13 protein-coding genes are annotated in these 17,608 nt (G+C 62.4%); 12 read left to right on the top strand and 1 reads right to left on the bottom strand.

Annotated features, from left to right (window positions below; translation table 11 throughout):
• Nucleotides 1-13: 13 nt before the first annotated feature.
• The 7 genes from TSA66_RS21690 to TSA66_RS21660 all read left to right on the top strand — a co-directional run bounded on the left by TSA66_RS21690 (nucleotide 14) and on the right by TSA66_RS21660 (nucleotide 8,651).
• Entirely contained in the window at nucleotides 14-1,282 is a 1,269-nt protein-coding gene (locus TSA66_RS21690; protein ID WP_040041486.1) for a 4-aminobutyrate--2-oxoglutarate transaminase, read from the top strand.
• Nucleotides 1,283-1,340: 58 nt separating this feature from the next.
• On the top strand, nucleotides 1,341-2,438 hold the full coding sequence (locus tag TSA66_RS21685) for an ABC transporter ATP-binding protein (RefSeq protein ID WP_408639493.1): 1,098 nt from the start codon (nucleotides 1,341-1,343) through the stop codon (nucleotides 2,436-2,438).
• A gap of 115 nt (nucleotides 2,439-2,553) precedes the next feature.
• Complete coding sequence (locus tag TSA66_RS21680; protein ID WP_040041485.1) at nucleotides 2,554-3,585, top strand: ABC transporter substrate-binding protein; 1,032 nt, start codon at nucleotides 2,554-2,556, stop codon at nucleotides 3,583-3,585.
• A 112-nt stretch (nucleotides 3,586-3,697) separates the two neighbouring features.
• Entirely contained in the window at nucleotides 3,698-4,981 is a 1,284-nt protein-coding gene (locus tag TSA66_RS21675; RefSeq protein WP_052452508.1) for an ABC transporter permease, read from the top strand.
• 45 nt (nucleotides 4,982-5,026) lie between these two features.
• Nucleotides 5,027-5,863 (top strand): ABC transporter permease, encoded by an 837-nt coding sequence (locus TSA66_RS21670; RefSeq protein WP_040041484.1) that lies wholly within the window; start codon nucleotides 5,027-5,029, stop codon nucleotides 5,861-5,863.
• Between the two features lie 10 nt (nucleotides 5,864-5,873).
• Nucleotides 5,874-7,328, top strand: coding sequence for an NADP-dependent succinate-semialdehyde dehydrogenase (gabD, locus tag TSA66_RS21665; RefSeq protein WP_040041483.1), 1,455 nt, complete (start codon nucleotides 5,874-5,876; stop codon nucleotides 7,326-7,328).
• Nucleotides 7,329-7,628: 300 nt separating this feature from the next.
• The gene (locus TSA66_RS21660; RefSeq protein WP_040041482.1) at nucleotides 7,629-8,651 is read left to right on the top strand and encodes a porin; all 1,023 of its coding nucleotides are present in this window, start codon (nucleotides 7,629-7,631) and stop codon (nucleotides 8,649-8,651) included.
• Between the two features lie 121 nt (nucleotides 8,652-8,772).
• Here the strand turns inward: TSA66_RS21660 and TSA66_RS21655 are convergent, their stop codons facing one another.
• Nucleotides 8,773-10,170 (bottom strand): aminotransferase-like domain-containing protein, encoded by a 1,398-nt coding sequence (locus TSA66_RS21655; protein WP_040041481.1) that lies wholly within the window; start codon nucleotides 10,168-10,170, stop codon nucleotides 8,773-8,775.
• Nucleotides 10,171-10,401: 231 nt separating this feature from the next.
• Between TSA66_RS21655 and gabT the strand changes: the two genes are divergently transcribed.
• The 5 genes from gabT to TSA66_RS21630 all read left to right on the top strand — a co-directional run bounded on the left by gabT (nucleotide 10,402) and on the right by TSA66_RS21630 (nucleotide 17,463).
• Nucleotides 10,402-11,706: a 4-aminobutyrate--2-oxoglutarate transaminase gene (gene gabT, locus TSA66_RS21650; protein WP_040041480.1), complete on the top strand. Its 1,305-nt coding sequence runs from the start codon at nucleotides 10,402-10,404 to the stop codon at nucleotides 11,704-11,706.
• Between the two features lie 34 nt (nucleotides 11,707-11,740).
• Complete coding sequence (locus tag TSA66_RS21645; protein ID WP_040041479.1) at nucleotides 11,741-12,913, top strand: acyl-CoA dehydrogenase; 1,173 nt, start codon at nucleotides 11,741-11,743, stop codon at nucleotides 12,911-12,913.
• A 63-nt stretch (nucleotides 12,914-12,976) separates the two neighbouring features.
• Nucleotides 12,977-14,200: a CaiB/BaiF CoA transferase family protein gene (locus tag TSA66_RS21640; protein WP_040041478.1), complete on the top strand. Its 1,224-nt coding sequence runs from the start codon at nucleotides 12,977-12,979 to the stop codon at nucleotides 14,198-14,200.
• A 19-nt stretch (nucleotides 14,201-14,219) separates the two neighbouring features.
• Nucleotides 14,220-16,094 (top strand): sensor histidine kinase, encoded by a 1,875-nt coding sequence (locus tag TSA66_RS21635; RefSeq protein WP_232429513.1) that lies wholly within the window; start codon nucleotides 14,220-14,222, stop codon nucleotides 16,092-16,094.
• Entirely contained in the window at nucleotides 16,087-17,463 is a 1,377-nt protein-coding gene (locus tag TSA66_RS21630) for a sigma-54-dependent transcriptional regulator (protein ID WP_040041477.1), read from the top strand. The genes TSA66_RS21635 and TSA66_RS21630 overlap by 8 nt, the downstream gene beginning before the upstream one ends.
• The last annotated feature ends 145 nt before the right edge of the window (nucleotides 17,464-17,608 follow it).

The raw sequence follows: 17,608 nt of genomic DNA, 5'->3' as shown, positions 1-17,608 counted from the left end.
AAACGGAGCAGACATGAAAAACGCTGATCTACAGAAGCGCAAAGATAACGCCACACCGCGCGGCGTCGGAGTGATGTGCCAATTCTATGCGGACCGCGCGTCCAATGCCGAAATCTGGGATGTGGAGAATCGCCGCTATATCGATTTCGCCGCCGGCATCGCCGTGCTCAATACCGGCCACCGCCACCCGAAGCTGATGAAGGCGATCGAGCAGCAGCTCGGACGCTTCACCCATACCGCGTACCAGATCGTCCCCTACGAAAGCTATGTCGAGCTGGCCGAACGCATCAACGCGATCACGCCCGGCAATCATGCAAAGAAAACCGCGCTGTTTTCGACCGGTGCCGAAGCGGTCGAAAACGCAATCAAGATCGCCCGCGCCGCAACCGGCCGCCCGGCGGTGATCGCCTTCACCGGTGGTTTCCACGGACGCACCATGATGGGCATGGCGCTGACCGGCAAGGTAGTGCCGTACAAGGTCGGTTTCGGTCCGTTCCCGGGTGACGTGTACCACGCGCCGTTCCCGATCGAGATGCACGGCGTCAGCACCGAGGATTCCTTGACGGCTTTGCAATACCTGTTCAAGGCCGACGTGGATCCGAAGCGCGTCGCCGCGATCATTCTCGAACCGGTACAGGGCGAGGGCGGCTTCTACCCGGCGCCGGTGGAATTCATGCGCGCGCTGCGCGAACTGTGCAACCAGCACGGCATTCTGCTGATCGCCGATGAAGTGCAGACCGGCTTCGCGCGCACCGGCAAGCTGTTCGCAATGGAGCATTACGGCGTGGTGCCGGACCTGATGACGATGGCAAAAAGTCTGGCTGGCGGCATGCCGCTGTCGGCGGTGTGTGGCCGTGCCGAGATAATGGACGCGCCGGCGCCAGGCGGGCTGGGCGGTACCTATGCCGGCAATCCGCTGGCGGTGGCCTCCGCGCTCGCGGTGCTGGAGGTGATCGAGGAAGAAAAGCTGACGGAGCGCGCCGAGCGCCTCGGCATGCAGTTGAAGGAAAAGCTCCATTCGCTGCGCAAGAAGGTGCCGCAGATCGCCGATGTGCGCGGACTGGGCGCGATGGTCGCGGTCGAGTTCAAAAATCCCGCGACCGGCGAGGCCGATGCGGAGTTTGCCAAAAAAGTGCAAGCATGCGCGCTGCAGAAAGGTTTACTACTTCTGATCTGCGGGGTATATAGCAATGTCATTCGCTTTCTGTTCCCGCTCACTATCGGCGACGATGTGATGGATGAAGCGCTGGCCATCCTGGAAGCGGCATTGCTTGAGGCTTGACATGTTGTAAAGCCGGAGCGGCAATGTACCGCTTCCGGTCGATAAATGGAGACACTCCGTGATACATACAGAAAAGCGCGACACGCTGGTTGAATTCCGCGGCGTCAAGAAGACCTATGACGGCGAACACCTGGTCGTCAAGCACCTCGACCTCAACATCGAGCGCGGCGAATTCCTAACCCTGCTCGGGCCGTCCGGCTCGGGCAAGACGACCTGCCTGATGATGCTGGCCGGCTTCGAATTCCCGACCGGCGGCGAGATCCGGCTCGACGGCCAGCTGCTCAACAAGGTGCCACCGCACAAGCGCAACATCGGCATGGTGTTCCAGAACTACGCGCTGTTCCCGCACATGACGGTGGCGCAGAACGTCGCTTATCCGCTGACGGTACGCGGCGTCGACGGCAGCACGCGCGCCGCGAAGGTGAAGCAGGCGCTCGACATGGTGCAGATGGGGAAATTCGCCGACCGCTATCCGGCGCAGCTGTCGGGCGGCCAGCAGCAGCGCATCGCTCTGGCACGCGCACTCGTGTTCGAGCCCAAGCTGGTGCTGATGGACGAACCATTGGGCGCGCTCGACAAGCAATTGCGCGAGCACATGCAGCTCGAACTGAAGGCGCTGCACCAGCGGCTGGGCGTCACCTTCGTCTATGTCACCCACGACCAGAGCGAGGCGCTCACCATGAGCGACCGCGTCGCGGTGTTCGACCAGGGCGTGATCCAGCAGCTGGCGGTGGTTGACGAGCTGTATGAATACCCGCAGAACCAGTTCGTGGCCGGCTTCATCGGCGACAACAACCGCCTGTCCGGCACGGTGGCGACCGTCGCCGGCGGCCAGTGCGCGATGCGCCTGCCGGACGGCAGCCTGCTGGACGGCCTCAACATCAACGCGGCGCAAGCCGGCCAGCAGGTGACCGCCTGCGTGCGGCCCGAGCGCATCCACTTACATGCGGCCGATGCGGCCGTGCCCAACGCGCTGTCCGCTACCGTGTCCGACATGATCTATTTCGGCGACCACGTGCGTGTGCGCTGCGCGCTCAACAAGCAGGATGACTGCTTCGTCAAGATCGCGCTCAACGACAAGGCCTTGCCTGGGCTCGAAACAGGCATGCCGGTCCGGCTGGGCATCGAGCCGGAACGCCTGCGTATCTTCAGCTAACCGATATACCGGATGACGCCCCCGCACAAGAAGGGGCGCATTCAGGACCATCCGGCTGGACGACCGGATGTCCGTACCGATCCCTTTCAACAACAGTCCGAGAGAAGGAGCACAGATGAAACACGCACTCAAACCGATTCTGCTGGCCGCCGCCGTGGCTGCCGGCTTTGCCCATGCCGGCGAAATGACCGTAGTCAATTTCGGTGGCGCCAATGGGCTGGCGCAAAAGGCCGCTTATGTCGAGCCGTTCCAGAAAGCGAGCGGCAACAAGGTGACGGTGGTCGAATACAACGGCGAAATGGCCAAGCTCAAGGCGATGGTCGAGACCAAGAAGGTGAGCTGGGACCTGGTCGAGATCGAGTCCGGCGAAATTGGCCGCGCCTGCGACGAAGGACTGCTGGAAAAAATCGATATCAGCAAAATTGGCAAGAAGGAAGACTTCATGCCGGCTGCCATCCATGAATGCGGCCTCGGCGCGTTCGTCTGGTCCACTGTACTCGGCTACAACGCCGACAAGCTGAAAACGCCGCCCACGAGCTGGGCAGACTTCTGGGACGTCAAGAAATTCCCGGGCAAGCGTGGCCTGCGCAAGGGCGCCCGCTTCAACATGGAATTCGCGCTGATGGCGGACGGCGTGGCACCGAAGGAGGTCTACAACGTGCTGTCGACCAAGGCCGGCGTCGATCGCGCATTCAAGAAGCTCGACGAGCTGAAGGGCAATATCCAGTGGTGGGAAGCCGGCGCGCAGCCGCCGCAGTTCCTCGTCGCCGGCGACGTGGTGATGTCGTCCGTCTATAACGGCCGCATCGACGCAGCCCAGCGCGAAGGCAAGAACCTCGCCATTTCCTGGAACGGCTCGGTATACGACCTCGATTACTGGGTGATCCCGAAGGGCGCAAAGAACAAGGATCTCGCGGAAAAATTCATCGCGTATTCCAGCACGCCGGAAGCGCAGCATGTCTATGCAACCAAGATCGCCTATGGTCCGGTGAACAACTACGCGTTCAAGCGCATGGATTACAAGCTGCTGTCGCAACTGCCGACGTCGTCCGCCAATGCCAAGACGGCAGTGCAGGCAAACCTGAAGTTCTGGGCCGACCACGGCGAAGAACTGGAACAGCGCTTTGCCGCCTGGGCCGCGAAGTAATCCTGTCTGTCTCCCCCGTCCGGGCGGGCTTGTCCTGCCCGTCCCGGCCGGCTTGATGCCGTATCGCCAAAAGCAGTGCGGCGGCATCTCTCATCCTGATTGATATTGCGATATGACTACTTCCGCAATCGCTCCGGCCATCGATCTGCCTGTCGCCGAGCCATCCACCGCACAGCTGAAGCGCGAACTGCATCGGGCTCAGTTGCGCAAGCGCCTGTCAGCCATGGCGCTGATCGCGCCACTGATGATTTTCCTGCTGGTTGTCTTCGTCGCGCCGATTGCGATCCTGCTCAAGCGCGCCGTCGAAAACCCGGAAGTCGCAGATACCCTGCCCAACACGGTGGTGGCGCTGAAGGGCTGGAAGCGCACCGGCACGCCGCCGGACGCCGCGTTCGCCGCGCTGGCCACCGATCTTGCCGTCGCACGCGAACACAGCACCGCCGGCAATCTGGCGCGCCGCATCAACAGTGAGCTGCCCGGCGCCCGCTCCGTCATCATGAAGACCGCGCGCGCCATGCCGCTGCAAGGCGCCGACGGCAAGCCGATGACGCCCGGTGAAACCAGGCAAGCGCTGATCGAGATCGACGAACAATGGGGAAAGCCGGAATACTGGCAGGCGATCGCAAAGAACGGCTCGCGCTATTCGCCCTACTACCTGCTCGCGTCGCTCGACCTGCGCCAGGACAGCATGGGCAACATTGTGCGCGTCGATGAGGAGCAGTCGGCTTACCAGCAGATTTTCGTGCGGACCTTCGTCATCAGCCTGGGCGTGACCCTGTTCTGCCTGCTGCTCGGCTATCCGCTGGCGTACTGGCTGTCGACCATGCCGGAGCGGCGCGCCAACCTGTTCATGATCCTGGTGCTGATCCCGTTCTGGACTTCCATCCTGGTGCGCGTCGCTGCCTGGATGGTGCTGCTGCAATCGGAAGGCCTGGTCAACAAGACCCTGATGGCGCTGCACCTGACTAATGGGCCGCTGGAACTGCTGTTCAACCGCACCGGCGTGTATATCTCGATGACGCACATCCTGCTGCCGTTCATGATCCTGCCGATGTACAGCGTGATGAAATCGATCCCGCCGACCTATATGCGGGCTGCGGTTTCGCTCGGCAGCCATCCGTTCGCCGCATTCTGGCGCGTGTATGTGCCGCAAACCTATCCGGGCGTCGGCGCCGGCGCGCTCTTGGTGTTCATCCTCGCGCTCGGCTACTACATCACGCCGGCGCTGTTGGGCGGCACCAACGAGCAGATGGTCAGCTACTACGTCGCCTACTTCATCAACGTGACGATCAACTGGGGCATGGCGTGCGCGCTGGGGGCGCTGCTGTTCGCGGCGACGCTGGTGCTGTACGGCGTGTACCGGCGCTTCGCCAAGATGGACGTGAGCATGGGGTGACTCCCGCTCCCCCTGAGGGAGTGGGGCGTGAAAAAGGAAAAAACGATGAAACACATACTGCCGACCTTCGCACCGTACCAGTCGTTCACCGAACGCGCGTGGTTCTTCACGCTGCGCGGATTGAATCTGCTGACGCTGCTGTTCCTGATGCTGCCAATCCTGGTGATCATTCCGCTGTCGTTTGCCGACAGCACCTTCCTGTCCTATCCGATGCCCGGCCTTTCGCTGCGCTGGTACCAGACGCTGTTCGAATCGGACGACTGGGTGCGCGCCGCACAGAACAGTTTCATCGTTGCGCCGGCGGCGACGCTGCTGGCCACCGTGCTCGGCACGCTGGCGGCGGTTGGCCTGAACAAGTCCGATTTCCGCGGCAAGGCGGTGGTCATGGCGGTGCTGATTTCGCCGATGGTGGTGCCGGTGGTGGTGGTCGGCGCCGGTGTGTACATCTTCTTCGCGCAGATTGGCCTGTCGGAAACCTACACCGGCCTGATCCTGGCGCACGCCGCGCTGGGCGCACCCTTTGTCGTCACGACCGTGTCGGCCACGCTGCAGGGATTCAATCAAAACCTGGTACGCGCCAGCCTGAGTCTGGGCGCCGGCCCGCTGTACACCTTCTTCCGGATCACGCTGCCGGTGATCGCGCCGGGCCTGATTTCGGGCGCGCTGTTCGCGTTTGCGACCTCCTTCGATGAAGTCGTGATCACGCTGTTTGTCGCCGGCCCCAGCCAGTCGACGCTGCCGCGCCAGATGTTCGCCGGCATTCGCGAAAACATCAGCCCGGCGATTGCCGCGCTGGCGACCATCCTGATCGTGTTCTCAACCTGCCTGCTGCTGGCGCTGGAATGGCTGCGCGGGCGCAACAAGGCTGCGGCCAAATACTGAGAGGAATATCATGCTGCAATTGAAAGACCCGTCGCTGCTGCGCATGCAGGCATACCTGAACGGCCAGTGGTGCGACGCCGACAATGGCGAAAGCTTTGCCGTGACCAACCCCGCCACCGGCGAGGTGATCGGTCATGTGCCGCACATGGGCACGGCCGAAACGCGCCGTGCCATTGCCGCTGCCAACGAAGCGTGGCGCGGCTGGCGCGCGAAGACGGCGAAGGAGCGCAGCGCGGTCCTGCGCAAGTGGAACGACCTGATGCTGGCCAACGCCGACGATCTCGCGCAGATCATGACGGTTGAACAGGGCAAGCCGCTGGCCGAGGCCAAGGGCGAAGTGGCGTACGCCGCTTCCTTCATTGAATGGTTTGCCGAGGAAACCAAGCGCGTGGCGGGCGACACGCTGGCTTCGCCCTGGAGCGACCGCCGCCTGGTAGTGGTGAAGGAACCGATCGGCGTGTGCGCCGCAATCACGCCGTGGAACTTCCCGGCTGCGATGATCACGCGCAAGGTCGGGCCGGCGCTGGCCGCCGGATGCCCGATGATCGTGAAGCCGGCCGAAAGCACGCCGTATTCTGCGCTCGCCATGGCAGTGCTGGCCGAGCGTGCCGGCGTGCCGGCCGGCGTGTTCTCCGTGATTACGGGCGACGCGCGTGCGATTGGCAGCGAGATGACATCCAACCCGACCGTGCGCAAACTCAGCTTCACCGGTTCCACCGAAGTGGGGCGCCTCTTGATGCAGCAATCCGCCGCGACCGTGAAAAAGCTGTCGCTCGAACTCGGCGGCAATGCGCCCTTCATCGTGTTCGACGACGCCGATCTCGACGCCGCGGTGGAAGGCGCGATCGCGTCCAAGTATCGCAACGCAGGGCAAACCTGTGTCTGTGCCAACCGCATCTATGTGCAGGACGGCGTGTACGACGCGTTTGCCGACAAGCTGGTCGCCGCGGTGAAAAAGCTCAAGGTCGGCAATGGCCTGGAGCCGGGCGTCACGCAAGGCCCGCTGATCGACGGCGACGCCGTGCAGAAGGTCGAGCAGCATGTGGCCGATGCCATCGCCAAGGGCGGGCGCGTTCTGACCGGCGGCAAGCGCCATGCGCTCGGCCGTACCTTCTTCGAGCCGACTGTAATTGCCGACGTCACGTCCGACATGCGCGTGGCGAAGGAGGAAACCTTCGGCCCGCTCGCGCCGCTGTTCCGCTTCAAGGACGACGCGGAGGCGATCGCGATGGCCAACGACACCGAGTTCGGCCTTGCCAGCTATTTCTATTCGCGCGACATCGGCCGCATCTGGCGTGTCGCGGAAGGCCTGGAGAGCGGCATGGTCGGTATCAACACCGGTCTGATCTCCAACGAAGTAGCGCCGTTTGGCGGCGTCAAGCAATCGGGCCTGGGCCGCGAGGGATCGAAGTACGGGATGGACGACTACCTGGTGATCAAATATCTGTGCATGGGCGGCATCTAGACATCGCAGCGAAAGAAGCCGCGGGTTTCCGTTTCAATAAGCGGAAGCTCGCCCGCGGCTGAATTCCTTCACCCGCATGGCGCCACCCAGGCGCTAGCCGCGCAAGCAAACCAATCGAGAAGCCCTTCAAAGGGGAAAACGGCAACGTATGCCAATACGCAGCCGGGGGAGAGTCTTTACTTACAACTTGAGGAGACGACGACAACCACGCATGTCCGACACGCCGGCAGGGCGCTGACAACGGCCATTCTGCCGCACGCTTAGCCACGATATTTTTTCCATCACATCGCAGGTCCAACAATGAAAAAAACACTTCTCGCTTTTGCGGTTATGGGAGCGCTCGCAGGTACAGCCTCCGCACAGTCCAACGTCACTGTCTACGGCGTGCTCGATATCGCGCTCAACTACGCCGACAATGGCGCCGCCGCGAACTCGCGCACCTACAGCCTCGATAACGGGACCCAGCTGCCCAGCCGAATCGGGTTCAAGGGCTCCGAAGACCTCGGCGGCGGCCTGTCGGCGAGCTTCCAGCTCGAAAACGGGTTCAATAGCGACTCCGGCGCAAGCACCCAGACTGGGCGCCTGTTTGGCCGTCAGGCATGGGTCGGTTTGAATGGCGGCTTCGGTTCCGTCAAGCTTGGCCGCCAGTGGGCGCCGCTGTTCCTTGCCTTGGCCGAAATCGATCCGTTCGAAGTCGGACTGGCGGGCGATGCGTCGCTCATGTTCGGTGCTGGGTCATACCCGCTTCGCACCGACAACACGATCAATTATTCGATCCCGGCCATGAACGGGTTCTCCGGTCAGGTCAGCTACGTCCTGGGCGAATCGCCAGGCAGCTTTTCCGACAACCGGCAGTATGGTCTGGGCGTGGGTTATGTGAACGGTCCGATCAATGTGCAATTCGGCTATCACAACGCCAACACGACCGCAGCGCCGTCCGTCACCGACACGAAGCACGCGTTTATCGGTGCCGTGTACAACTTCGGCCCTGCCAAGGCGCACCTCGGTTATGGCGACAGCAAACTGGAAAGCAATACGCCTGGCGCGAACGTCAAGAACCGCAACTGGCTGCTCGGCCTGTCGGCGCCGGTGGGCAGTGCGGGCACGGCGATGCTGTCGTACATCCGAAACAACGTGCGCGATGTATCCGACGCCAACTCGACGTTAGTCGCCATCGGTTATACGCATGCCCTGTCCAAGCGTACCAGCGTGTACACATCACTCTCGCACACGAGCAACGATTCCAGCGCGGCTTTGAATGGCGCCGCCGCCAACGGCAACGATCCGACGCTGTTCAACGTCGGCTTGCGCCATAAGTTCTGACAGGTACGGCAAATGCCCCTTCTCCTGCGGGAGAGGGGGATGATTTAACAAATTTGCTCCGATAACTCGCCACGTCCGCCAGTCGACCCACATGTCCGGCAATTCCGTACGGGGCTGCCTTTCATGCGTCTTCCTGCTTCTGCAGGAATTCGAACAGCTCAGGCCGGTCGGAAAAGCCGACGTTAAAGCGCATCCATGGCGACGATTGTCCACCCTCCATGAACAGATGGCCCGGCGCAAGCAACAGATTGGCATCGAGCGCTTCATTGCAGAGCAGGGATGAATCCGCGAAAGCGGGATGCCTGGCCCACACGAAAAGTCCTGACTGAGCCTCCGCGAACAACTGCAGCCCGGACTGGATCAGTTGGCGGCAAACGCGATCCTGCGCTTGGGCCAGCTTGTCCTTGAGCGACTTGATCTGTTTGCGGTGGCGGCCTTCGTTGAGAATCTCGAGCGTCAAGCGTTCCGTGATTTCGGACGAGGTCAGCCCGGTCATCATCTTGATCTGGGTGAGATCTTCGATCGCATCCGGATCGGCGGCGATGAAGCCGGTGCGCAGGCGCGGCGAGATCGATTTGGAAAAACTGGTCAGGTAGATCACGCGGTTGAGCTGGTCCAGGCAGGCCAGGCTGCGGCGCGTATCCACATCCAGGTCGGCGCTCACGTCGTCTTCCACGATGATGAAATCGAAGCGGTCCGCAAGTTGCAAAACGCGGTGCGCCGCGCCGGGAGAGTAACTGGCGCCGGTCGGATTATGCAGCCGCGGGTTGGTGAAGAAGGCGCGCGGCGCATGTTCGGCGGCGAGACGTTCGAGCGCAGCGAGATCGGGGCCGGTCGCCGTCCACGGCACGCCGATCAGGCGCGCTCCGCGCGCGCGTAGATTGGACATCATCACGCTGTAGCCCGGCTCGTCCACCAGTACCGCGTCGCCCGGACGCAGCAGGTATTGCGACACCAGTTCCAGCGCGTGGCTGGCGCCGGTGGTGAGCAGCACCTGGTCGGGCGCCGCCGCGATTTCGCGCTCGGTCAGCCAGTCGCAGACTTTCAGCCGCAGCGCTGTCAGCCCCTTGGGATGCCCGTACCCCGAGCCCTGCGCGGAAGGCTTGTTGGCGAGGTTGCGCATGGTGCGCCGGATCAGATCGGCGTCGAGCCACTCGTCCGGCACCCAGCCATAGCCGGGCGTCACTTCTGCCGAACCACTCTCCCATACGCGGCGCACGAACCACAGCGGATCGAAGCGGATGTTGCGCAGCGATTGCTGCTCCTCGCGGTAGAGACCGCGCGACATGTAGCGTACGTAGAAGCCGGAACTCTGGCGCGCCACCAGATACCCTTCGGCGACAAGCCGGTCATAGGCTTCCACCACAGTGGAGGCGCTGACCTTCTGCGCATCCGCGAATTGGCGGATCGAAGGCACCTTGGCGCCGGCCCTCAGCTTCTGATTTGCGATGAGCTCCTTCATGCCTTCCACAATCTGGGTCACGAGGGGCGTGACGCTGTCGGGATTGATTGCAAACATGTGGGAATGGCAGGTTGGGAATGGCCAGGAAAACCTTTTCATTGTATCCGATCAAACCGGCGCAAAAGTCGTCGCCGCAGAGAGAAAAGTGACGACTGTAGTGGTCGCGCGAGCATAACAGTGCGCGCTGAAATCGCGCGTGTTGTGTCTGGGCGAGCGATGGGAAGAAACCTACACTCCGGTCACGTCGTGCCACAACGGCACAGTTCCAATAATCGAAGGAGTGTAACGATGACCAAACCCGTCAGCTGCAATGCCGAACTCATGGCGCGCCGCCATGCCTCGATCGCGCGTGGCATCGGCAATGCCCATCCGGTATTCGCCGCCAAGGCGCTCAACAGTGAAATCTGGGACGTGGAAGGCAAACGCTACATCGACTTCTGCGCCGGCATCGCGGTCGTCAATACCGGGCATTGTCATCCGCGCGTCGTCGAGGCGGTGGTGGCACAGGCGCCGCTGTTTACGCATACCTGCTTCCAGGTCGTCGCCTATGAGTCCTACGTGGCGCTGGCAGAGCGCATCTGCCGGCTGGCGCCAGGCCCGCATCCGAAAAAGGCATTCTTCATGTCGACAGGCGCGGAAGCAGTGGAAAACGCGATCAAGCTCGCCCGCGCCTACACCGGCCGCTCGGCCATCATCGCATTCAACGGCGCTTTCCATGGCCGCACCATGTATTCGCTGGCGCTTACCGGCAAGGTCGAGCCGTACAAGACGGGCTTCGGGCCGTTCCCTGGCGAGATCTATCACGCCGCCTATCCGTCGGCCGTGCACGGCATAAGCGTCGACGACGCGATCGCCAGCATCGAGAAGCTGCTCAAGAACGACGTCGAGGCGGCGCGCGTGGCGGCCGTGTTCGTCGAGCCGGTGCAGGGCGAGGGCGGCTACATCCCGGCGCCGCCTGAATTTCTGCGACGCCTGCGCGCGCTGTGCGACCAGCACGGCATGCTGCTGGTGGCCGACGAAATCCAGACCGGCGTGGCGCGCACCGGCAAGATGTTCGCGATGGAGCATTCCGGCGTCGTGCCCGATCTGATCACGATGGCTAAGGGGCTGGGCGGCGGCATGCCGATTTCCGCCGTGGTGGGGCGCGCAGACGTGATGGATCACCGCGCTCCCGGCGCGTTCGGCAGCACCTATGCCGGCAGTCCGCTCGCCTGCGCGGCGGCGCTCGCGGTGCTCGACGTGGTGGAACAGGAGCAGCTGTGCGCGCGCAGCGCGGAGATCGGCGAACGCCTGCGCAGCACCTTTCACGACCTGGCGAAGAAACATGCATGCATCGGCGATGTGCGTGGCTTGGGCGCGATGACGGCAGTGGAGTTTTTCCACGGCGGCGATGCCAGCCGTCCGGCGCCGGAGATCGCCAATGCGCTCAAGGCGGAAGCCCTCAAGCGCGGTCTGTTGCTCCTTACCTGCGGCAATAACGGTAATGTGCTGCGCGTGATGACTCCGCTCACCATTCCGTTCGATGTGCTCGAAGAGGGGCTCGCGATCATCGGCAGTGTCATCGACGATCTTGCCGCGCAAGGCAAGGCATAAGCATCCACAACGACGCACCATTCAAGGAGAAATCATGAAAGCGACATTCAACTGGGAAGACCCGCTGCTGCTGGACAGCCAGCTTACCGAGGAAGAGCGCATGGTGCGCGATTCCGCAAGCGCTTACGCGCAGGATCGCCTGGCGCCGCGCGTGCTGGAAGCCTTCCGTCACGAGAGCACCGATCCCGCCATCTTCCGGGAGATGGGCGAGCTGGGATTGCTCGGCTCCACCATCCCGTCGGAGTATGGCGGCGCAGGCCTGAACTATGTGTGCTACGGCTTGATCGCGCGCGAAGTCGAGCGCGTCGACTCCGGCTACCGCTCGATGATGAGCGTGCAGTCGTCGCTGGTGATGGTGCCGATCTTTGAATTCGGCAATGAGCAAACGAAACAGAAATACCTGCCGAAGCTCGCTACCGGCGAATGGATCGGCTGCTTCGGCCTGACCGAGCCGAACCACGGTTCCGACCCGGGTTCGATGATTACGCGCGCCAAGAAAGTCGCAGGGGGCTATAGCCTGTCCGGCAGCAAGATGTGGATTTCCAATTCACCGATCGCCGACGTGTTCGTGGTGTGGGCCAAGGATGACGAAGGCGCGATCCGTGGCTTCGTGCTGGAAAAGGGCTGGAAAGGCTTGTCCGCTCCGGCCATCCACGGCAAGGTCGGCTTGCGCGCCTCGATCACTGGCGAGATCGTGATGGATGAGGTGTTTTGCCCGGAAGAAAATGCCTTTCCCGACGTGCGCGGTTTGAAGGGACCGTTCACCTGCCTGAACTCGGCGCGCTATGGCATTGCCTGGGGTGCGCTGGGTGCGGCCGAAGATTGCTGGCACCGTGCCCGCCAGTACGTGCTGGACCGCAAGCAATTCGGCAAGCCGCTGGCGGCCAATCAGCTGATCCAGAAGAAGCTGGCCGACATGCAGACCGAGATCACGCTCGGCTTGCAGGGCTGCCTGCGCTTGGGCCGCATGAAGGATGAAGGGACCGCCGCACCCGCCATTACGTCGATCATGAAGCGCAACTCGTGCGGCAAAGCGCTGGACGTGGCGCGGCTCGCGCGTGACATGATGGGCGGCAATGGCATTTCCGACGAATTCGGCGTCGCGCGTCATCTGGTGAACCTGGAAGTGGTGAACACCTATGAAGGCACGCACGACATCCACGCCTTGATCCTGGGCCGGGCGCAGACCGGCATCGCCGCATTCTGATGGCTTGGTTGGGCGTGCGATCCCGCACGCCCAATGTGCACGTATTTTAATTGAGGTTTTCCGATGGCTGGAGCGCTGTCTCATATCAAAGTGCTGGATCTGTCGCGCGTGCTCGCCGGCCCGTGGTGCGGCCAGCTGCTCGCCGATCTCGGCGCCGAAGTAATCAAAGTCGAACGCCCCGGAGCGGGCGACGATACCCGAACCTGGGGGCCGCCTTATCTCAAGGACCGGTCGGGCGCGGAAACGAAGGAATCTGCCTACTTCCTGTCAGCAAACCGTGGCAAGAAATCCCTGACCCTCGACATCTCCACCCTAGAAGGGCAGGAGATTGTGAAAGCCCTCGTCGCCGAATGCGACATCGTGCTCGAGAACTACAAAGTCGGCGCCCTCGCGAAATACGGGCTCGACCATGCGTCACTGCGTGCCATCAATCCGCGCCTGATCTACTGCTCCATCACCGGGTTCGGGCAGGACGGCCCCGATGCGCAGCGCGCTGGATACGATTTCATGATCCAGGGGATGGGTGGGTTGATGAGTATCACCGGGCAGCCCGACGATGTACCGGGCGGCGGGCCGGTCAAGGTCGGCGTCGCCGTCACCGATGTGATGACCGGGATGTATGCGGCTGTTGCCGTGCTGGCCGCCCTCGCACAGCGCGAGATCAGCGGTGCCGGGCAGTACATCGATCTGGCCTTGTTCGATGTGCAAGTGGCGATGCTCGCCAACCAGGCGTCGAATTACCTGGTCGGCGGCGTGGTGCCGGGCCGGCTCGGCAACGCCCATCCGAATATCGTTCCCTATCAGGCCTTCGCGACAGCGGACGGCCATCTCATCCTCGCTGTGGGCAACGACCGCCAGTTCAACAGCTTTTGCCAGGTTGCAGGGCATCCCGAATGGGCAAGCTGCGAGCGGTTTGCAACCAATGCCATGCGCGTGCGCCACCGCGCCGAACTGGTTGCCTTGCTGATGCCGGTCCTGAAGGAACGGACGACGCGCGACTGGCTGGCGCAGCTTGATGCGGTCGCCGTCCCTTGCGGCCCCATCAACAATGTCGCCCAGGTGTTCGAGGAGCCGCAGGCGCGCCACCGTAAGCTGGAAGTCCGGCTGCCGCATGCGCTCCATGACGCTGTTGCCTCGGTCGCCAATCCCATCCACATGTCTGACACACCGGTTGTCTATGACCGCGCGCCGCCGCTCCTCGGCGAGCATACTCATGAGATACTTCGAGAGAAACTGCACCTGGATCCGGACGAGATTGACCGTTTGCAGAAGCAGGGCGTGATCTGAATGCGGAGTATAAGTGGCGGTGAACAAATGGAAATTGCGCCGGTCGGACACCGTGTTGCTGGCGCTGGCGTCATTGGTCGCGGTGACGATGCTGTCCTACATGTTGGTCGAACGCCGGCAGCTCGACGACTTGCACCGCACGATGGCTTCGCGTGCCGAACTGTACGCAGCCACCATCGGCGGCGCGCTCGCCAAGTATGAGTTTCTGCCGCTCGCCATCGCGCAGAGCGACGAAGTCGCCGCCCTCCTTGAGACCCGGTCCCCCGACAAGGTCGAGCGTGTCAATGCCTACCTGGAGGAGATGAATCAGCGCGCCGGCGCCTTCGCGGTCTACGTGATCAATCCACAGGGCGAGGTGTACGCATCGAGTAACTGGAAAGAGCCGACCTCGTATGTCGGCCAGAACTACGGATTTCGCCCGTACTTCAGGCAAGCGGCGACCGGTGGCACGGGGCGTTTCTATGGCATCGGCGTATCGACCCGCGAGGCCGGACACTTTATCGCGTTGCCGATTCGACGCCATGGTCGCATCATCGGCGTTGCCGCTGCCAAGGTCAGTCTCGATTGGCTGGAGCAGTCTTGGCGCATGCCCAGCGTGGCCGAACAGATCTGGGTGACCGACGCCAACGGCGTCATTCTCTTGTCGTCGATCTCCGACTTCAAGTTCAAGACGCTTGCTCCGCTGTCGGAGTCCGCGCGTAAAAGCATCCTCGAACAGCGGCAGTTTCTGCATGAGACGCTGCCGCCGCTTCCGTACCGGATCGAAGAACGCCTGGCCGGCGGCGCGATGTTGCTGTCCCTGAAGCTGCCGAGCGAAGGTGGGTCAAGCGGATACATGGCGGTCAGCAGCCGGCTGAATCCTCTCGAATGGCAAATCACGGTGCTGGCCGAGCTGGGACAGGTGCGCGCGGCGGCACGTAATGCGGCCATTGCCGCTGCGCTGGGCTGGACTGTGCTATGGCTCGGCATTCTGTATGCGTTGCAGCGGCGGCGGCGCATTGCGGAGCGTCTGAATGCACAGCAAGCACTCAAGCGCGCCAACGACGAACTGGAAGTCAAGGTCGAGCAGCGTACTGCCGCGCTGCGCGATGCGAATCAACGGCTGCAGGCGGAAGTCAGCGAACGGGAGCGCGCCGAGCAAACCTTGCGCCATGCTCAGGCGGAGCTGGTACAAAGCGGAAAGCTGGCGGCGATTGGACAGATGGCGGCAGGCATCACGCATGAGTTGAACCAGCCGCTGGCGGCGATCCAGACCTTCTCCGACAACGCGCAGGTGCTGATTACGCGTGGGCGCGCCGACGAAGCGCTGGAAAACCTGTCCGTCATCTCGGATCTGGTCAAGCGGCTGGGCTATATCACCTCGCAGTTGAAAGGCTTTGCCCGGCGCAGCGATGATGCCAAAAAGCCGATCAGCGTACGCAAGGCGTTCGAACAGACCATGCTGCAGGTGCGCACCAATCGCGGCGCGGGCCGTCTGGTGCTGAACGAGGACTGGCCGGAACAAGACATCGTCGTCCTGTGCAACGAGACCGGGCTGCAGCAGGTTTTTTCCAATCTGATCACGAACTCGATGGATGCGATGGGCCCGGCCGACATCGCCCATATTTCGATCCGCGTCACGCGCTCCGGCAACCAGGCGGAAATCCGTGTCGCCGACAACGGGCCGGGCATTTCGCCTGCCTGCGCGCAAAGGATTTTCGAGCCCTTCTTTACCACCAAGGAGCACGGGCTCGGCCTCGGGCTGTCAATCAGCGCGGGCATCATCCGCGCTGCCGGCGGCTCGATTCAAGTACGGAACCACGATAGCGATGGACACAGCGGCGCGGAATTCATCATCCGGCTGCGCTGCCAGCCGCAGGACGGCAACATAGACAGAGGGGAACAAGATGCTTGAAACAAACTTCGACGGCATGCAGGTCCTGCTCGTGGAAGACGATGCTGTGGTCAGGAAGGGGGCGCAGCAGGCTCTGGAGCTTTCTGGGCTGCGGGTAAGTGCCTGCGCTAGCGCTGAAGAAGCTGCGCCTTACTTGTCCCCCGACTTCGCGGGTATTCTCGTTAGCGATGTCAGGCTGCCTGGCATGGATGGTCTGGCGCTTCTGCAACTGGCTACCTTGCGAGATCCGTCACTGCCGGTGATTCTCGTCACCGGCCACGGCGACGTGTCGATGGCGGTAGGGGCTATGCGACAGGGCGCCTACGACTTCATCGAAAAGCCGTTTTCGTCCGACCTGCTGATCGAAGTGTGCCGCCGTGCGCTCGACAAGCGCCGTCTCGTACTGGAGAACCTGACCCTGCGCCGCCAGCTGGAAAGCCGCGAAGGTATCGAAGCGCGCATGGTCGGGAGCAGCAATGCGATCGACAAGGTGCGGAGGCTCGTACTCAATCTCGCGCCAAAAACTGCCGACGTCATGATCCTTGGCGAAACCGGCACCGGCAAGGAACTGGTGGCGCGTTGCCTGCATGACTTCAGTGGCCGGCGGGATCATCCCTTCGTCGCGATCAATTGTGGTGCGCTGCCGGAGACGATTTTCGAATCGGAGCTGTTCGGCCATGAAGAGGGGGCCTTCACAGGGGCGCAGCGCCGCCGCATCGGCAAGATTGAACATGCCAACGGCGGCACACTCTTCCTCGACGAAATCGAGAGCATGCCGCTCAACCTGCAGGTCAAGCTGCTGCGCGTGCTGCAGGAGCGGCAGATCGAGCGCCTCGGCTCGAACAGCGTCATTCCGATCGACCTGCGCGTGATCGCTGCGACCAAGGAAGACCTCGGCACACTGTCCGAGCAGGGAAAATTCCGCGCTGACCTCTACTACCGCCTCAACGTCGCCAGCCTAGCACTGCCTGCGCTGCGCAATCGGCGCGAGGACATTCCCTTACTGTTCGAATACTTCGTGCTTCAGGCGGCGGTACGCTACGGCCAGAGCGCGCCGCTGATCGGCAGCGAACTGCTGCACACGCTGATGGCGCAGCGCTGGCCTGGCAACGTGCGGGAACTGCACAACGTGGCTGATCGTTTTGTGCTGGGCTTGCTGGACGATATGCTGATGCCCTCGGGGACCCGTCGCGAAGCATCGCTCGCCGAGCAGGTCGATGCATTCGAAAAGGCGATCATCGAAGAAGCATTGCACCGTCAGGAAGGCAATGTCAATGCAGCGGCGGAAAGCTTGAGTATTCCGAAGAAAACCCTGTATGACAAGCTGAAGCGGTTCGATATATCGACGGACAAGTTCCACCCGGCGCCTCAAGCCGCGCGGCGCGGCTAAACTCAGCGCAAATGGCGGCGTTGTAGGATGGCAGCCAGCCGCCTCGGGGCGGCTGCAACAGTTTGTCGCTGAAAAACAAAAGTCGGAAACCGCGTGCAAAGCCGCCTGCCAAGATCGACGCGATTCCCGCTGGTCATTCATCATC

The sequence above is a fragment of the Noviherbaspirillum autotrophicum genome, from assembly GCF_000818395.1.
Taxonomy (GTDB): Bacteria; Pseudomonadota; Gammaproteobacteria; order Burkholderiales; family Burkholderiaceae_D; genus Noviherbaspirillum; species Noviherbaspirillum autotrophicum.
Note: the sequence above shows the minus strand (reverse complement) of the source record. Positions and strands in the feature narration are given on the sequence as shown.